This is a genomic window from Arthrobacter psychrolactophilus, from assembly GCF_003219795.1.
Taxonomy (GTDB): domain Bacteria; phylum Actinomycetota; class Actinomycetes; order Actinomycetales; family Micrococcaceae; genus Specibacter; species Specibacter psychrolactophilus.
In genome coordinates, this window is the sequence record NZ_QJVC01000001.1 from 446074 (window position 1) to 461431 (window position 15358).

17 protein-coding genes and 1 tRNA gene are annotated in these 15358 nt (G+C 60.1%); 12 read left to right on the forward strand and 6 right to left on the reverse strand.

Features of this window, described 5'->3' with window-relative positions:
* Positions 1–17: 17 nt before the first annotated feature.
* Positions 18–914, forward strand: a complete 897-nt coding sequence (locus CVS30_RS02075) for a class C sortase (RefSeq protein WP_110483649.1) — start codon at positions 18–20, stop codon at positions 912–914.
* 200 nt (positions 915–1114) lie between these two features.
* Here CVS30_RS02075 and CVS30_RS02080 read toward each other — a convergent pair whose 3' ends face one another.
* The 3 genes from CVS30_RS02080 to CVS30_RS02090 form a co-directional block, all read right to left on the reverse strand.
* Positions 1115–2140 (reverse strand): 6-phosphofructokinase, encoded by a 1026-nt coding sequence (locus tag CVS30_RS02080; protein ID WP_110483650.1) that lies wholly within the window; start codon positions 2138–2140, stop codon positions 1115–1117.
* Positions 2141–2267: 127 nt separating this feature from the next.
* A complete protein-coding gene (locus CVS30_RS02085; protein WP_110483651.1) occupies positions 2268–2486 on the reverse strand; it encodes a hypothetical protein in 219 nt (72 codons plus the stop codon).
* Positions 2487–2548: 62 nt separating this feature from the next.
* Positions 2549–3814 (reverse strand): PspC domain-containing protein, encoded by a 1266-nt coding sequence (locus CVS30_RS02090; protein ID WP_110483652.1) that lies wholly within the window; start codon positions 3812–3814, stop codon positions 2549–2551.
* A gap of 115 nt (positions 3815–3929) precedes the next feature.
* Here CVS30_RS02090 and CVS30_RS02095 point away from each other — a divergent pair, with 115 nt between their 5' ends.
* Complete coding sequence (locus CVS30_RS02095) at positions 3930–5210, forward strand: ATP-binding protein (RefSeq protein WP_110483653.1); 1281 nt, start codon at positions 3930–3932, stop codon at positions 5208–5210.
* On the forward strand, positions 5207–5863 hold the full coding sequence (locus tag CVS30_RS02100; protein ID WP_110483654.1) for a LuxR C-terminal-related transcriptional regulator: 657 nt from the start codon (positions 5207–5209) through the stop codon (positions 5861–5863). The genes CVS30_RS02095 and CVS30_RS02100 overlap by 4 nt, the downstream gene beginning before the upstream one ends.
* Before the next feature lie 167 nt (positions 5864–6030).
* On the opposite strand, the gene CVS30_RS02105 is transcribed toward CVS30_RS02100, so the two are convergent.
* Entirely contained in the window at positions 6031–7266 is a 1236-nt protein-coding gene (locus CVS30_RS02105) for a pyridoxal phosphate-dependent aminotransferase (protein WP_110483655.1), read from the reverse strand.
* 248 nt (positions 7267–7514) lie between these two features.
* Here CVS30_RS02105 and CVS30_RS02110 point away from each other — a divergent pair.
* The 9 genes from CVS30_RS02110 (at position 7515) to rplL (ending at position 13445) form a co-directional block, all read left to right on the forward strand.
* A tRNA-Trp gene (locus tag CVS30_RS02110) sits at positions 7515–7587 on the forward strand.
* A 115-nt stretch (positions 7588–7702) separates the two neighbouring features.
* Positions 7703–7993: a preprotein translocase subunit SecE gene (secE, locus tag CVS30_RS02115; RefSeq protein WP_110483736.1), complete on the forward strand. Its 291-nt coding sequence runs from the start codon at positions 7703–7705 to the stop codon at positions 7991–7993.
* 87 nt (positions 7994–8080) lie between these two features.
* Positions 8081–8860, forward strand: coding sequence for a transcription termination/antitermination protein NusG (nusG, locus tag CVS30_RS02120; protein WP_110483656.1), 780 nt, complete (start codon positions 8081–8083; stop codon positions 8858–8860).
* Between the two features lie 128 nt (positions 8861–8988).
* Positions 8989–9420 (forward strand): 50S ribosomal protein L11, encoded by a 432-nt coding sequence (gene rplK / locus CVS30_RS02125; protein WP_062286616.1) that lies wholly within the window; start codon positions 8989–8991, stop codon positions 9418–9420.
* Between the two features lie 149 nt (positions 9421–9569).
* A complete protein-coding gene (rplA, locus tag CVS30_RS02130) occupies positions 9570–10277 on the forward strand; it encodes a 50S ribosomal protein L1 (RefSeq protein ID WP_110483657.1) in 708 nt (235 codons plus the stop codon).
* A gap of 125 nt (positions 10278–10402) precedes the next feature.
* Positions 10403–10966 (forward strand): GNAT family N-acetyltransferase, encoded by a 564-nt coding sequence (locus CVS30_RS02135; RefSeq protein ID WP_110483658.1) that lies wholly within the window; start codon positions 10403–10405, stop codon positions 10964–10966.
* Between the two features lie 8 nt (positions 10967–10974).
* A complete protein-coding gene (locus CVS30_RS02140; RefSeq protein ID WP_110483659.1) occupies positions 10975–12057 on the forward strand; it encodes a GNAT family N-acetyltransferase in 1083 nt (360 codons plus the stop codon).
* 340 nt (positions 12058–12397) lie between these two features.
* Positions 12398–12967, forward strand: a complete 570-nt coding sequence (gene rplJ / locus CVS30_RS02145) for a 50S ribosomal protein L10 (RefSeq protein ID WP_110483660.1) — start codon at positions 12398–12400, stop codon at positions 12965–12967.
* A gap of 103 nt (positions 12968–13070) precedes the next feature.
* The gene (gene rplL, locus CVS30_RS02150; protein WP_110483661.1) at positions 13071–13445 is read left to right on the forward strand and encodes a 50S ribosomal protein L7/L12; all 375 of its coding nucleotides are present in this window, start codon (positions 13071–13073) and stop codon (positions 13443–13445) included.
* A gap of 103 nt (positions 13446–13548) precedes the next feature.
* Here the strand turns inward: rplL and CVS30_RS02155 are convergent, their stop codons facing one another.
* Positions 13549–14034, reverse strand: a complete 486-nt coding sequence (locus CVS30_RS02155; RefSeq protein ID WP_245934384.1) for an aminoacyl-tRNA deacylase — start codon at positions 14032–14034, stop codon at positions 13549–13551.
* On the reverse strand, positions 14031–15230 hold the full coding sequence (locus CVS30_RS02160) for an acetyl-CoA C-acetyltransferase (protein ID WP_110483738.1): 1200 nt from the start codon (positions 15228–15230) through the stop codon (positions 14031–14033). Before CVS30_RS02160 ends, CVS30_RS02155 begins: the two co-directional genes overlap by 4 nt.
* Between the last annotated feature and the right edge of the window lie 128 nt (positions 15231–15358).

Below are 15358 nucleotides of genomic sequence, written 5' to 3' on the forward strand. Positions count from 1 at the left end.
TAGGAGTTTCGCCCACTATGGGACGACATGCCATGCAGGAATATCTCACCCCGGTGAGCAACTCTCGAGCTAGGGTTCCTGGTTCGATAGTTCTCATCACCGTGTTCTTCTTCCTTGGCGTCAGCGTTCTCCTCTACCCCAGCGCAGCAAGCTGGTTTTCTACTCTGCAGCAATCCCGGGATGTAAATTCCTACGGCAACAGCGTTGAGATCTTAGGGCCTGTCGGACGCAGCGAGGCACTTGCCTCAGCGCATGATTACAACAGCACGCTGACGGGAGGGGCGCTCCTTGACCCCTTCAGCCATGCTGCCGCAGACGCCCCAGTGGAAGCCGAGCAGCTCTATCAGAAACAGCTTGCGCTGAACCCAGATGGAGTCATGGCCCGCTTACGGGTTCCCAGCATCAATGTTGACCTACCGGTTCTCCACGGCACCAGCGACGAGGTTCTCAAACGCGGCGTGGGGCACCTCTTCGGAACAGCTCTCCCGGTGGGCGGGCAAGGAAGTCACACCGTGCTCACCGGACATGCCGGAATTCCCGAGGCGACACTCTTTACCCATCTCGAGGACGTTGTTCTCGGCGACAGTGTTGACGTGGAGGTGTACGGGGAAGTCTTGAGCTATCAGGTCAATAACATCCAGGTCATCCTCCCCACCGAGACAGAGTCGCTGCGTCCGTTCCCTGGCCAGGATTTGATCACGCTCATTACATGCACCCCGACAGGCATCAATACCCACCGTTTGGTCGTCACCGCCGTACGCGTCCCCACACCGGAGCAAGCAGTTGCGGACGGAGGACATGCCGTGGAGATTGCGTTCCCTTGGTGGGCTGTGGGGTTGGGCTTGGCAGCGGCAGGATCCACCACAATTTTGTTGCTTTCCGCCAAACGCGGACGGCAACGCGAAGAATCCTAGAACTTCCCCCAGGGTTCTAGGGTCATCCGGGCACCGCCGTGATGGTGCTCCGGATGCAGTACCGAGAGGGACCTCGACTTCCCCCGTAGAGGTCCCTCTTGGCATGAACAGACCAGATGTGCACCACCGCAACGGTGCAGAAAACACGAATGCCCCTCAGCTCAAAGCTGAGGGGCATTTAGTGTTTCCGTCAAGAAAATTTAGCCGAACAAGATGGCGGCTTCCTCGTAACGGTGCTGCGGAACGGTCTTGAGGTTACCCAAGGCTGCCTCGAAGGGAACGTGCTCGATTTCGGTGCCCTTGAGTGCCACCATGGTGCCCCAGCGTTCCTCAACAACAGAGTCGACGGCGGCCATGCCCAGTCGGGTGGCCAGGACGCGGTCAAAGCTGGAGGGGACGCCGCCACGCTGGATGTGGCCGAGAATGGTCGCACGGGTTTCAATACCGGTGCGGGCCTCGATCTCGGGGGCAAGCTGCTCGCCAATGCCACCCAGACGCGGGCGGCCGAAGGTATCCAATCCGCGCTCGGAGTGAGCGGAATCCTGGTGATCGGGTACGAAGCCTTCCGCGACAACAACCAAGGGTGCGCGGCCGCGGTCGTGAGCTTCCTTGACCCATTCAACGATCTGATCCATGCTGGTTTTCTGTTCCGGGATCAGGACCGCGTGAGCGCCTGTGGCCATGCCAGCGTGCAAGGCAATCCAACCAACGTGGCGGCCCATGACTTCTGCAATCATGCAGCGGTGATGCGATTCACCGGTGGTCCGCAGGCGGTCGATGGCCTCGGTGGCGATCTGCACAGCCGTATCAAAACCAAAGGTGTAGTCGGTGGCGTCAAGGTCGTTATCAACGGTCTTGGGAACACCAACAATCTTCAGGCCAGCATCCGTCAGGCGACGAGCTGCGGCCAGGGTGCCTTCTCCACCAATGGCGATGAGGGCGTCAACGCCGAGTCGCTCCATATTGGCCTTGATGACCTCGGGGCCACCATTGCCTTCAAAGGGGTTGGTGCGGGAGGTGCCCAAAATGGTACCGCCCTGCTTGGAGATACCGCGAACCATCTGGCGGGGGAGGTCCATGACATCGCCCTCCACAACGCCGCGCCAGCCGTCACGGAAGCCGACAAATTCGTGGCCGTAGCTCTTGATGCCTTTGAGCACGATTCCACGGATCACAGCGTTGAGGCCTGGGCAGTCTCCACCGCTGGTGAGAATTCCAATTTTCATGGTTATCTTAGGTCCTTCGAGGGGTATGTCTTAATGGGGGTTGAGCGCGCCATTGAGCTCCTCTCTTGAACATTCTAGACGGTCATGTGATCCCGGCAACTTTCCGCCCAAGCAATGGACACTTTCCCTACGATTTTTTCCGGCTCAGGATCTTGACGACACCGCCGGAAACCATGGCCACACCGGCACCGAGCAGGAACCACATGGCCGTCTGTCCGGCGTCCAGATCGAGCCCCAACTGGCTGCTGAGAATTATCAAGATACCTAGGGCAAGTACGACGGCGCCCCAGACTATGGTGCCGACGCGGACCGGGTGGGTGGTTGTTTCAGTGGCGGGGGTGCTCATGGTGTGCTCCGTAGCGGGTGAAATGGGGTGATGGCTGGATGAGGTACTCATGCTGGCGTGGCCTACGGGGCGGTGACGATGTCGATGGAACTCGCGGCGCCCTGTAAGACGATGATGAGGCCGTTGCCGCTGGCCGTGGGGTTGAGCTCGGTCGTGGACTCCTCGGCGAGGACCTGGCCGTCGTTCTCGCCGTCAACGGTCAACGATGCTGCGGCGAGTTCACTCTGGATCCGAACAGGGATGGAGGATGGAACCTTGACCGTGATATTAGCGGCAACCACGTTCAAGGGAACCCGGACATCGCTGGTGAGGGGAGTTCCGTCGTCGAACTTTGTCAGGTCGATCATGGAGTTGCCCAAAACAACCGTCCTGCCGGCTTCGGCGACGCTGATGCTGCCGGGTTGCCAGCTGGACTCATTGAACGTGTCGAGGTTGCTGGTGTGGACGGGGAGACTGAACAAGGAGGCGAGCACCAGCGCGATGACTGCAAAGGTGCCCAAGCCGCCGGCTGCACGCCCGCGAATGCCAGAGAAGATGATGCCCGCACCGGCCGTTAAGGCGGCGGCGGCCATGGCAACTCCGGCTTGGTAGCCGTGAAGGTCCCACACATTGGCCGAATCAAGCAGCAGCACCGCGGAGCCAACAATGGCGGCTAAGCCCAAGGTCAAGAGCGTGGCCGCGGCGCCAAATCGCGGAATGACGACGACGGGCGTTTGCTTGACGTACATCCGGGGGTCGGGGGTAAACGGCGGTGGCGTCGCGAAAGCAGCCGGTGCGGGGCCAGCCTCTGCAGGAGCCTGCTGAGAAGCTTGGCTGACTTTTCCGCGATTCATGGCCCGGTAGATGATCCAGCCGACGATGGCTAAGCCGAGCAGCGGCCAGGGGAACCCGTCGTGATCAACACCAAAGACGAATCCTCGCCCCGGGCCGACCATGCCCAGGAGAGTCACGATCGCTGCACCGGTCATGCCACTGGTCCACCGACCGCGTCCCACCTCTTCAACGTGGATGCGTCCGTCGGGTTCGGGCAGGAGTGCCCAGGCCACGCCGTAAGCGAGAAGCCCCACACCGAAAAACAAGGTCAGGACCACGGCCAGGCCGCGCACAATGATGGGGTCGATGCCCCATTTATTGCCCAGGCCGCTGCACACGCCACCAACCCATCGTTCGCTTCCGCGCTGGATGCCCAGGCCACGGATCCACTGGAAGAAGCGAGCAGATTCTGTGGTGGGAGGCAGCGGCGGTGGCGGTGCGGTTGGGGCATGCTGCTCGGTCGGATCGGTTGCGGGGCCAGTCGGTTGGTCCGAGGCGTCATGGGAAATGTTCATAGTTCAATCCTGCCGTTCGTGGGGAGCCGGCGACCATCGGGGGTGACCCTGAAAGAACCCTGAAGGAACCCCGGGAAGCGCTACGGGAGAGCCCTTATCGTGTTTGGATGGGATCATGAGCGCAAAGATGTACCGATCTCAGGAGCGAATTCTCGCCGGGGTATGTGGGGGACTAGCCGAACACCTCGGCATCAAGGTGGGACTGGTGCGTGCCATCATGATCGGCACGACCTTCTTCTTCGGAGCCGGCCCCGTGTTTTACGGCTGGCTGTGGCTTCTGGTGCCCATGGCCGGTGAGCAGTCCGCCAAGGATAAAAAGCTGCTCGACGCCGATGGGAACCCCCGGCTCAAGCTCTTCCGTCCCGGAGCGGCTGCCGCGGTGGATGCGGCAGCCGCAGATAGCCCGCAACGCTCGAGACCAACCCTGGCGTTCAGAGACGTGCTCATCGGAGGCGTCCTGCTGATTGCCGCCGTGATTGTTTTCAGCGTTCAAACGGGACTGGATCTGCAGCTCAGCACCGTGATCCCTTTGCTGGTCATTATTCTGGGCGCCTTCTTGGCCTGGATGCAGCTGGACAGCACGCGCCGGATTGGCCTGCTCAATGCCACCAAGATGAATACGCCCATGGCATTGCTGCGCCTTGGTGGCGGCATTGCCTTGGTGATTACCGGTGTCATTGTCATTGTTGCCGGATCCGGCTCATGGCAGCTCATGTGGGCCTCGGTCGTTGCCTCGCTGGCAGTTCTGGCCGGTGTTGCCCTCGTGCTGGCGCCGTGGGTGCTGAAGTTCTGGCGTGAGTTCCAAGACGAGCGGGCCGGACGTATTCGTGAATCGGAGCGGGCCGAAATTGCTGCACATCTGCACGACTCGGTGCTGCAAACGCTGGCGCTCATTCAAAAGAACGCCCACTCGGCAACTGATGTCACGCGTCTGGCGCGTGCCCAGGAACGCGAGCTGCGGGAGTGGATCTACCAAGACACCGAGCGCAACTCCGGGGCGCTCGTGGAACGGGTCAAGGCAGTGTGTGCCGAGGCCGAGGACCTTTATGGGCAGGTCGTGGAGGTTGTGGCCGTGGGCGACGCCGAACTGACGGAGCAGGGCAACGCCTTGGTCCAGGCCGTTCGTGAGGCCGTCATGAACGGTGTGCGGCACGGGGGCACCACGGTGTCGGTCTACCTTGAGGCTGGGCCCAAGGGTGTGGACGTGTTCGTCAAAGACCGGGGCCCGGGCTTTGATATCACAGCGGTTCCGGTCGACAGGCTGGGAGTCCGGGAGTCCGTCGTCGGACGAATGCAACGCAATGGAGGCACGGCTGAGATCATTAGTTCAGCCGAGGGAACCGAAGTTCGGCTCCACCTGCCCATCGATTCATCTGTGACCGAGGAAGCAAAATGAGCGTGCCGCCAAAAACTATCCGGGTCGTCATCGTCGACGATCACGCCATCTTCCGCTCCGGGCTCAAGGCGGATCTGGCACCAGACATCATGGTGTTGGCCGAGGCTGCCACGGTGGAGGAAGCCATTACGGCGGTCACGGCACAGCAACCGGATGTGGTCCTGCTGGATGTGCACCTGCCGGGCGGTCGCGGCCAGGGCGGGCGTGAGGTCATTGCCGGCTGTGGGTCGATGCTGGGGACCACGAAGTTCCTGGCGCTGAGTGTTTCGGACTCGGCCGAGGACGTGGTGTCTGTCATCAGGGCTGGCGCCCGTGGATACGTCACGAAATCTATTTCAGGGGCCGAAATCTCCGACGCCGTACGCCGTGTGGCAGGAGGAGATGCCGTTTTCTCGCCCCGCTTGGCAGGGTTCGTGCTGGATGCCTTCGGCACGGCCGAGGTGGCCGTCGAGGACGAGCTCGACAAGCTCTCGGCCCGCGAGCTGGAGGTCATGCGGTTGATCGCACGCGGCTACTCCTACAAGGAAGTCGCGAAGGCGCTCTTTATCTCCATCAAGACCGTGGAGACCCATGTTTCGGCCGTGCTGCGTAAATTGCAGCTCTCCTCGCGCCACGAGCTGACCCGGTGGGCGGCGGATCGGCGCCTGCTGTAGGTGCAAAAAGGGGCGAATTCCGCCCAGCAGGCCCGAAATGCCGCCGCTGGACCCCATTTCGCGGCCCGGTACGAAAAATGCCATAGTTGGGCATTCTCGCTATAGGCCGAGCTATAGCGAGAATGCCCAACTATGGCATTTCTGCGTCGTGGTACTGAAACGCGCTGCTACGCCTTCGCGGTGCCCAGGAATTCCTGCAGGCGGGCCACGCCGACGGCCAGGTCATCATCGCCGAGCGCGTAGGACAGGCGCAGGTAGCCGCTGGGGCCAAAGGCTTCGCCCGGAACAACAGCAACCTCCGCCTTTTCCAGGATTAGGGTGGCAAGCTCCGCCGAGGTGGCGGGACGGATGCCAGCGATCTCCCGTCCCAGCAGGCCGCGGACATCGGCGTATGCATAGAAAGCGCCGTGCGGGGTAGGGCATTCCACGCCGTCGATCGAGTTCAGTGCGGCGACCATGGCCTTGCGACGACGGTCGAAGGCCACCTTCATCTCATCCACCGCGGTCAAGGGTCCTGCGACGGCGGCGAGAGCAGCGATCTGCGAGACATTCGACACATTGGATGTTGCGTGAGATTGCAGGTTTGTTGCGGCCTTTGTGACATCCAAGGGGGCAATCATCCATCCCACGCGCCATCCGGTCATGGCGTAGGTCTTAGCCACACCGTTCAAGATGACGACCTTATCGCCGAGTTCCGGGGCGGCCGTGGCGATCGAGGTGAAGGGCACTCCGTCGTAGGTCAGGTGTTCGTAGATCTCATCCGTGATGACCCAGAGGCCCTTGGATGCGGCCCACAAACCAATCTCGCGTGTCTGCTCGGCGGAGTAGACGGCACCCGTGGGGTTTGACGGTGAAACAAACAACAGCACCTTGGTGCGCGGCGTCACGGCGGCTTCGAGCTGCTCAATCGTGACCATGTAGCCCTGCTCGGGACCGGCAAAGACCTCAACAGGAACGCCGCCGGCCAAGCGGATGGCCTCCGGGTAGGTGGTCCAGTAGGGGGCCGGGACAATAACTTCATCTCCCGGATCCAGGAGGGTTGCGAAAGATTCGTACACGGCCTGCTTGCCACCGTTAGTCACCAGAACCTGGGAAGGGTCGACGGCGTAACCGGAGTCCCGCAGGGTCTTGGCGGCAATTGCGCTGCGCAGCTCGGGCAACCCAGCCGCGGGGGAGTAGCGGTGGAACTTGGGCTGGCGGGCCGCGGTAATGGCCGCCTCGACAATGTAGTCGGGGGTGGGGAAGTCCGGTTCGCCGGCACCGAAACCAATGACCGGGCGTCCGGCAGCCTTTAAGGCTTTAGCTTTAGCATCAACGGCAAGGGTTGCGGACTCTGCAATAGCGGAGATCCGTGCGGAAACGCGGCGCCCGGAGGCTTGGTCAACTGTCAAGTCGGCAGACATCAGGAATCTTTCTTTGGTGGGAGGCCCAAACTACTTTCATCGTCATCATCTACTTTAGGCGCATCCGGTGCTCGGTTCGACTAACGGGCCCTTGGGGCGTAGAATGGTTTACCGGTGTTCAAACACCATGATGGTTCACGCCTTCGAGCCGGTTTGGAATCACGGCCTCGAGACTGTAAGTTATTCATGGTTACAAACACATGAGCGAATCTTCCCAAGGGATGCTTGCTCCATGTGAATGAACACGAAGGGTAGTGGCGCAATTGGTAGCGCAGCGGTCTCCAAAACCGCAGGTTGCAGGTTCGAGTCCTGTCTGCCCTGCGCATAAGCACAGCAATTTGCACGGTGATTTGTGCAGTCAATACAGCTTGCTTAAGCGAATAGTTTGCACATCGCACGGTCTGAATCCACAGATCTGCGCGGATTCCAACTAATGATGAGTGAGGCACTGGTGACTGAAACTGCTGCAAGCAGCTCCAAGGGACCGGCCAAGAAGGCGACTAAGCCCGGCAAGCCCGGTATTTTTAGCCGGATAGCACTCTTCCTTCGTCAAGTGATTGGCGAACTGAAGAAGGTTGTCACCCCCACTCGCAAAGAACTGGTCAACTACACCGCCGTTGTGCTGGTATTCGTCGTCATCATGATGGGCATTGTGACTGTCCTGGATCTGGGCTTCGGTAACGCCGTCCTCTGGATCTTCGGTGGGAACATCAACATCGAGCAGTAAAACGCTCAACTTGGCCGACCTCGCCGAATTTTTCGGCATGGGGTCGGTTTGAGCCATTTAAGAACGTACAAGGAAAGCAGGAAATTCGTGTCTGAGCTGGAGCCCGAGGCTACATACAGTGAGCAGGACCAGGACACTGTGGTTGCTGACGCTGCCGTCAATGCCGACCTTGTTGCATCCGATGACAACGTCGACAGCGAAGAGGCCGTAGTAGCCGCCGATGTCGAAGAAGCTGACGCTGTCGAGGAAACTGTCGCGACCGAAGCTGAGTTGGCCGAAGAGTTCAAGGCTAAGCTGCGCCGCCAGGAGGGTGACTGGTACGTCATTCACTCCTACGCCGGTTACGAAAACCGCGTCAAGGTCAACCTTGAGTCACGCAGCCAGACGCTGAACATGGAAGATTACATCTTCGAAATTCAGGTCCCCATGGAAGAAGTCGTGGAGATCAAGAATGCAACGCGCAAGGTTGTTAGCCGCGTTCGTATTCCCGGCTACGTTCTTGTTCGCATGGACCTGACGGACGCTTCCTGGGGCGTTGTGCGCCACACTCCCGGCGTTACCGGCTTCGTGGGCAACGCCCACAACCCGGTCCCGTTGCGTTTGGAAGAAGTCTTCTCCATGCTCGCCCCGGTCTTCGAGGTCGCCAAGGCTGAAGAAACCGGCGTTCCGCTGCGTCACGATCCCCTCGACGCCGAGATCGACTTCGAGGTCGGCGAAGCCGTCATCGTCAAGGACGGTCCATTCGAGGGTCTGTCCGCATCGATCTCCGAGATCAAGGCAGAATCCGCTCACTTGGTGGTTTTGGTTTCCATCTTCGAGCGCGAAACTCCCGTCACCCTCGCATTCAACCAGGTCTCCAAGATCTAGTTGCCCCTAATTTTCGTTTCACGAGAGTGTGCTTCACTCCTGTGAAACGTTCGGTCGGACGCCATTCGACCACCCACCTTGGACGCGCTCCGTCGTCTTAGGAAAGATATTGAGAGAAGGACCCTACATTGGCTCCCAAGAAAAAGGTCACCGGCCTTATCAAGCTGCAGATCCAGGCAGGCGCCGCTAACCCGGCACCGCCCATCGGTCCGGCACTTGGTCAGCACGGCGTCAACATCATGGAATTCTGCAAGGCGTACAACGCTGCAACGGAATCCCAGCGCGGAAACGTTATCCCGGTTGAAATCACGGTTTACGAAGACCGTTCATTCACCTTCATCACCAAGACCCCTCCGGCTGCCGAGCTCATCAAGAAGGCTGCCGGCATCGCCAAGGGTTCAGGTACCCCGCACACCGTCAAGGTCGCCCAGCTGACCAAGGCTCAGGTTACCGAGATTGCAACCCAGAAGATGGTTGACCTCAACGCCACGAGCATCGAAGGCGCAGAGAAGATCATCGCCGGCACCGCCCGTTCCATGGGTGTCACCGTCGAAGCCTAAGTCTTTTTAGACTTTCGCTTTACGCCCATTTGGGCACTTACAAACATAAAGAACGACGTCGGACAACTCACCTTGGGTGGGTTGCGGCGTACGTAGTGGCAGGGCCCGCGCGGTCCTAACGACCACAACTGCACAAGGAGAAACGCAGCATGGCAAAGCGCAGTAAAGCATATGAGGCAGCTCAGGCCAAGATCGATGCGGAGAACGTATACGCACCCTTCGAAGCTATCAAGCTCGCCAAGGACACCAACCCGTCCAAGTTCGACGCTACCGTTGAGGTTGCCTTCCGCTTGGGTGTAGACCCTCGCAAGGCTGACCAGATGATCCGCGGAACGGTTAACCTGCCTCACGGTACCGGTAAGACCGCTCGCGTCCTCGTTTTCGCAACGGGTGAGCGTGCCGAGGCTGCTATCGCAGCCGGCGCCGACTTCGTTGGCACCGACGACCTGATCGAAAAGATCCAGGGCGGCTGGACCGACTTCGACGCAGCCGTAGCTACCCCTGACCTCATGGGTAAGGTTGGCCGCTTGGGTAAGGTTCTTGGTCCTCGTAACCTCATGCCTAACCCGAAGACCGGTACCGTCACCAACGACGTTGCCAAGGCTGTTAATGACATCAAGGGTGGAAAGGTTGACTTCCGCGTCGACAAGCACGCCAACCTTCACTTCATCATCGGCAAGGTTTCCTTCGACGCCGTCAAGCTCGCTGAGAACTACGCAGCTGTCCTGGAAGAAGTACTTCGCCTGAAGCCGTCTTCCTCCAAGGGCCGTTACCTGCAGAAGGCCACCGTCTCCACGACGTTCGGCCCGGGTATCGCAGTAGACTCCGCAGCAACCAAGGTTGTTATCGAGGCATAGTCCTTTAGGACTAATTCGGGAGGGTCGTTGCAGCAAACGCTGCAGCGGCCCTCCCTTTTTTGTAAGCTGAGCAGTAACACCCCCACCTATATAGGCTCGGGCCGCATTTTTCAAGGAGTTACGCCATGAACATCAGTATTCGCCAGGCACAGGCCAGTGACGCCTCGGCGTTGGCTGACTTGGCGGCTCTGACGTTCCCGTTGGCGTGCCCGCCCGCGAGTCCTGCCGCCGAGGTGTCGGCGTTTGTTGAGCAGAATCTCGGGACCGGATCATTCGCTAAGTACCTCGCCGATCCGCAGCGGGTGCTCTTTGTCGCCGAAGAAACGGGTGGGGAGGAGGCTGGCCGGCTGCTGGCCTACACGATGCTCGTTGATGCGCCGCCATTAGACAGCGATGTTGCCGCGGTCGTTACGGATCCGGCTGCCGTAGAGCTGAGCAAATGCTATGCGCATCCCGATAGCCACGGCAGCGGTGTCGCGGCCCGCATCGTGGGAACGAGTTTGGACTGGGTGGCCGAGCGCGGCCCCCGCGACACCTGGCTTGGTGTCAATAGTGAAAATGTGCGGGCACAGACGTTTTATGCCAAGCAGGGCTTTAGCGTCGCAGGAACGAGAAGTTTTCAATTGGGAACGCGGATTGAGCATGACTACGTCATGGTGCGGACTCCCGGAAAGTCAATTACGGGGTAATGAGAGTCATGACTGAAGGTATCATCGAACAATTGCGGATCCCGGAGTCCCTCGAGGGCGACGAGGCCAAGGATTTCCTGGCCGCCGTAGAGGTGTCCCGGCAGGTGCGCGTTCATACGTGGGGCAATGACAAACTCGCGTACACGGCGGAGGAACTCTTTGCCCAATGCCACGACCCCTATGAATGGAATGTTGTTCTCGTGGCTCGCAGCGGCGACACCATTGTCGGCCGCGCTGGCATTGTAATGCCCCTGGATGACAACACCGAGCTGGCCCATGTGACCCTCGATGTGCTGCCGTCCGCCTCAGGGATGGGATTGGGACGCAAGCTACTGGAAGCCGCCGAGGTCTTCGTCAGGGGCGAAAACCGCAAGATTGTCATGGTTGAAACCAACCACCCGGCGGCCACGCTCGCGGACCCCTCGAGCGAACTCATCCTCGCCTCCCAGGGCACGGGAAGCCTGCCGCTGAGTAGCAGGGAGGCCCGCTTCGCCTACAGTGCCAGCTACGATCTGGAACGCGTCGAACGATTCAGCGCCTGTGCACTCCCGCTGGCCCCGGAGCTTGTCACGGAACTCAACGACCATGCCGCGGCGACGCATAGTTCCTCCTACGTTGTGCACCAATGGATGGACAGCTGCCCCGAGAAGTGGGAAAAGGACTTTGTTCGGCTCGAGCAAGATCTCGTGTCCGGCGAAGACACGGAGGATTACGAGCCGTGGGATGTGGCCCAGCTGCGTGAAACTGAAGAACTCTCGGCACTGACGGGGCGCCGAACCCTCGTGAGCGCGGCTGAATGCCTGGAAAGTGGGAAGTTAGTAGGATTCACCTCCATCTCGGTTCTGGGCAGCCGCGACGATGTCGCGTTCCAGGATGACACCGTGGTGGAACAAGCGCACAAGGGAAGAGATGTGGGGCTGCTGATCAAGGTGGCCAACATGGGCCAATTGATGCGGGTGTTCCCGGAAGTCGAATCGATCTTTACGTGGAATGCGCCGGAAAATTCCTACATGCTCTCCGTCAATGCCCAGTTGGGTTACGTCAACGCGGGAATGACAGGACAGTGGCGTAAGGACTTCAACGCGCTGTAGTACGGATTACAGCTTGTCGATTTGGAATCCATAGCCGCTCTCCTGTAGTCTTAAAGAACCAAAGACCGTCGGTCGATGTCTACCTCCCCCAACGAAGCAAATGCAGCATGCGTTTTCTTGCATTGGAACCGGGCCGGTTTTCATCCGAAAAGTCCTTATAGGGACGACCAGCGCAGGTGCACAAAGCTTATGAGCAGTGTTGAACCGGGAGTAATCCCATGGATCCGCTGTGAAAAACGCCCCGTACATCTGTGCGGGGCGTTTTTATTTGTCTGAAACCAGCTTGCTGGGGCAAGGCAAGGACCAGGAAAGATCGGCAACTATTCCCGGAAGGAGTGTTATGGCAACGCCAACAAAGGTGGCTGCAGTTGCAGAAATCAAGCAAGATTTCACTGAATCAACTGCCGCAGTCCTAACCGAATACCGTGGGCTCACCGTAGCTCAGCTCAAGGAGCTGCGCGTTTCTCTCGGCCAGGACACCAAGTTCTCGGTTGTAAAGAACACTCTGACTGCCATTGCGGCCAAGGAAGCTGGTGTTGACGCTTTCGAAGGTCAGCTGTCCGGTCCTACCGCTATTGCTTTCATCAAGGGTGACGCTGTTGCAGCAGCAAAGAGCCTGACGGATTTTGCAAAGGCCAACAAGCAGCTGGTCATCAAGACCGGTATCTTCGAAGGCAAGGCTCTCGATGCTAGCGGAGTTGCCGCACTGGCTGCTCTCGAGTCTCGTGAACTGCAGCTGGCACGCATTGCTGCCGTCCTCAAGGCTCCGATGGCCGCCGCTGCGCGTACCCTCGAAGCCCTGCGTTTGAAGCTGGCCGAAGGTGCACCCGTTGAGGAAGCACCCGCCGCTGAAGAAGCTCCGGTAGCTGAAGAAGCTCCCGTTGCAGAAGCTGAGACCACCGAGGCCTAGTCCTCATCGGGGATTTATCCCTGTTAGTTTTCCCCTAAATCCATGAGGACTTAGGTTTTAGATTTGGCCCTTTTGGGCCAGTAAACACGAAGGAGCGCCTCTCATGGCTAAGCTCACCAACGACGAGCTCATTGCAGCTTTCAAGGAACTGACCATCATCGAGCTCTCCGAGTTCGTTACCCTCTTCGAAGAGACCTTCGAAGTAACCGCTGCTGCTGTTGCAGTTGCTGGTCCTGCTGGCGGTGCCGCAGAAGACGCTGCTGAGCAGACTGAATTCGACGTTATCCTCGAAGCAGCCGGCGACAAGAAGATCGCAGTTATCAAGGAAGTTCGCGCGATCACTTCCTTGGGTCTGAAGGAAGCCAAGGAGGTCGTTGACTCGGCTCCTAAGGCTGTTCTTGAGGGTGCAACGAAGGAAGCCGCTGAGAAGGCTAAGGAAGCTCTCGAAGCTGCCGGCGCCACGGTTACCCTCAAGTAATCATCTCGCTTTCCTAAAGAAGCCCCGCACCGATTGGTGTGGGGCTTCTTTGCGTCCGGGGCACGAGCCTGCAGGGCACGCGAGCAACGGGAGCGTTGGGCGTTTATTCCGGGGCAGAAATATCTGCCACGGTTGCCTGAAATGCCGCGATGAGCTCATCGCTGGAGACAAACATGCTGTAGCCATGCTCTCCCGCGCCCATGGCGACCCGACGCCCGCGGATCTCCTCGTCGGCGAACACGGGCCACGCCGTCGTGCTTCCGAGGGGAGTGATGGTGCCACGCTCATACCCGGTGGCTTCCAGTGCGATGTCGGGGGTTGGTAGCTTGAGCTTATTGACGCCCACCACGGCACGCAGTTTTGGCCAAGAGATGGAGCGACCGCCTGGGACCAAGGCGAATAGGAAAGTTCCGTCGCTGCGTTTGACCACCAAAGACTTCACAATGTCCGACGGCGTGATCCCCAGGAGTGCCGCGGCCTCAGCTAAGGATTCTGCCGGCGGTCGGGGAAAGATCTCCACCTCCAGCCCACGCGCCGCGGCGTCTGCCGCCACGCGGGCATGACCGCTGGGCTGCGTGCCGGCGCTCACTGGGCGTCCAAGGACAAGAGCAGGGCCTCGCCCTGACCGCCGCCGCCGCACAGCGCGACGGCGGCCTTGCCGGTTCCGCGTCGCTGCAACTCCATCGCGGCATGCAGGGCCAGGCGCGCTCCCGAGGCTCCGATGGGGTGCCCCAGGGCGATGGCACCGCCGTGGATATTGCATTTCTCTAAGGGCAAGGCAAGATCGGAGAGGGACTGCACCGCCACGGAACCAAACGCCTCGTTGATCTCGATGAAGTCCAAGTCCTCGACGCTCCAGCCGGCCGTGGCGAGGGCCTTGTTGATGGCGTTGGATGGCTGAGAATGCAAGGAGTTATCCGGGCCGGCTACCTGGCCGGGAGCCCCAACAACGGCAAGCCAGGCCAGACCCTTCTCCTCGGCATAGGCGCGGGAGCACACAATGACAGCACTGGCGCCGTCGGAGAGGGGAGAGGAGTTACCTGCCGTGATGGCGCCGTCGGCCGTGAATGCGGGACGGAGGCCGGCCAGGGTCTCTAGGCTCGTGGCGGGGCGGATGCCCTCATCCTCGGTCAGCACGAGCGGCTCGCCTTTGCGCTGGGGGACCGTGACGGGCACGATTTCATCCGCAAGGATCCCGGCACTGGCAGCCTCGGCGGCCCTGCGGTGGGAGGCCACGGCAATCTCGTCCTGTGCAGTCCTGGAAATGTTCAGGCGGATGTTTCCGCGTTCGGTCGACAGGCCCATGGAATCGCCGTCGAAGGCGTCGGTGAGTCCATCGTGGGCTGCGACGTCGAGGGCCTGGATGGCCCCGTAAGCCCATCCCTGCCGCGATCCGGGCAGAATATGCGGGGCGCGGCTCATGGACTCCTGGCCGCCGGCTACAACCACGGTGGCCTCCCCGCTGCGGATGAGTCGCGCGGCGTCGATGATGGCTGTCAGGCCCGACAAACACACCTTGTTGATGGTCAGGGCAGGAACATTCCAGCCGATGCCCGCTCCGACAGCGCTCTGCCGTGCCGGGTTTTGCCCCGCTCCTGCCTGAAGCACCTGACCCATGATGACGTAGTCGATGTCGGCGGCGTCTATCCCGGATTTGGCGATGGCTCCGGTGATGGCCTTGGCACCGAGTTCGACGGCGGCAAAACCAGCCAGCTGCCCATTGAGTCGGCCCTGCGGGGTCCGCGCCCCTGCGAGAAGAACCACATCGTTTGCCTGTGTCGCCATGGTGTCCATGCTCCTAAAACTTCTGTTGTGCGGTTCCTCATTGAGCCGTACATCTTATGTCATAAAATCTAACAGCTTGGGCCACTCGGAAACTTCTTGGCGCTCCCTAGAGTCTTAAATGGTCTATG

Excerpts from the sequence above, each read along its gene's own strand:
- CVS30_RS02075 (WP_110483649.1), top strand. The coding sequence starts at position 18 with ATGGGACGACATGCCATGCAGGAATATCTCACCCCGGTGAGCAACTCT.
- secE (WP_110483736.1), top strand. The coding sequence starts at position 7,703 with ATGAGTGAGGCACTGGTGACTGAAACTGCTGCAAGCAGCTCCAAGGGA.
- CVS30_RS02135 (WP_110483658.1), top strand. The coding sequence starts at position 10,403 with ATGAACATCAGTATTCGCCAGGCACAGGCCAGTGACGCCTCGGCGTTG.
- CVS30_RS02160 (WP_110483738.1), bottom strand. The coding sequence starts at position 15,230 with ATGGCGACACAGGCAAACGATGTGGTTCTTCTCGCAGGGGCGCGGACC.
- rplJ (WP_110483660.1), top strand. The coding sequence starts at position 12,398 with ATGGCAACGCCAACAAAGGTGGCTGCAGTTGCAGAAATCAAGCAAGAT.
- rplA (WP_110483657.1), top strand. The coding sequence starts at position 9,570 with ATGGCAAAGCGCAGTAAAGCATATGAGGCAGCTCAGGCCAAGATCGAT.
- CVS30_RS02105 (WP_110483655.1), bottom strand. The coding sequence starts at position 7,266 with ATGTCTGCCGACTTGACAGTTGACCAAGCCTCCGGGCGCCGCGTTTCC.
- CVS30_RS02080 (WP_110483650.1), bottom strand. The coding sequence starts at position 2,140 with ATGAAAATTGGAATTCTCACCAGCGGTGGAGACTGCCCAGGCCTCAAC.
- CVS30_RS02090 (WP_110483652.1), bottom strand. The coding sequence starts at position 3,814 with ATGAACATTTCCCATGACGCCTCGGACCAACCGACTGGCCCCGCAACC.
- CVS30_RS02100 (WP_110483654.1), top strand. The coding sequence starts at position 5,207 with ATGAGCGTGCCGCCAAAAACTATCCGGGTCGTCATCGTCGACGATCAC.
- CVS30_RS02095 (WP_110483653.1), top strand. The coding sequence starts at position 3,930 with ATGAGCGCAAAGATGTACCGATCTCAGGAGCGAATTCTCGCCGGGGTA.
- CVS30_RS02085 (WP_110483651.1), bottom strand. The coding sequence starts at position 2,486 with ATGAGCACCCCCGCCACTGAAACAACCACCCACCCGGTCCGCGTCGGC.
- rplL (WP_110483661.1), top strand. The coding sequence starts at position 13,071 with ATGGCTAAGCTCACCAACGACGAGCTCATTGCAGCTTTCAAGGAACTG.
- CVS30_RS02140 (WP_110483659.1), top strand. The coding sequence starts at position 10,975 with ATGACTGAAGGTATCATCGAACAATTGCGGATCCCGGAGTCCCTCGAG.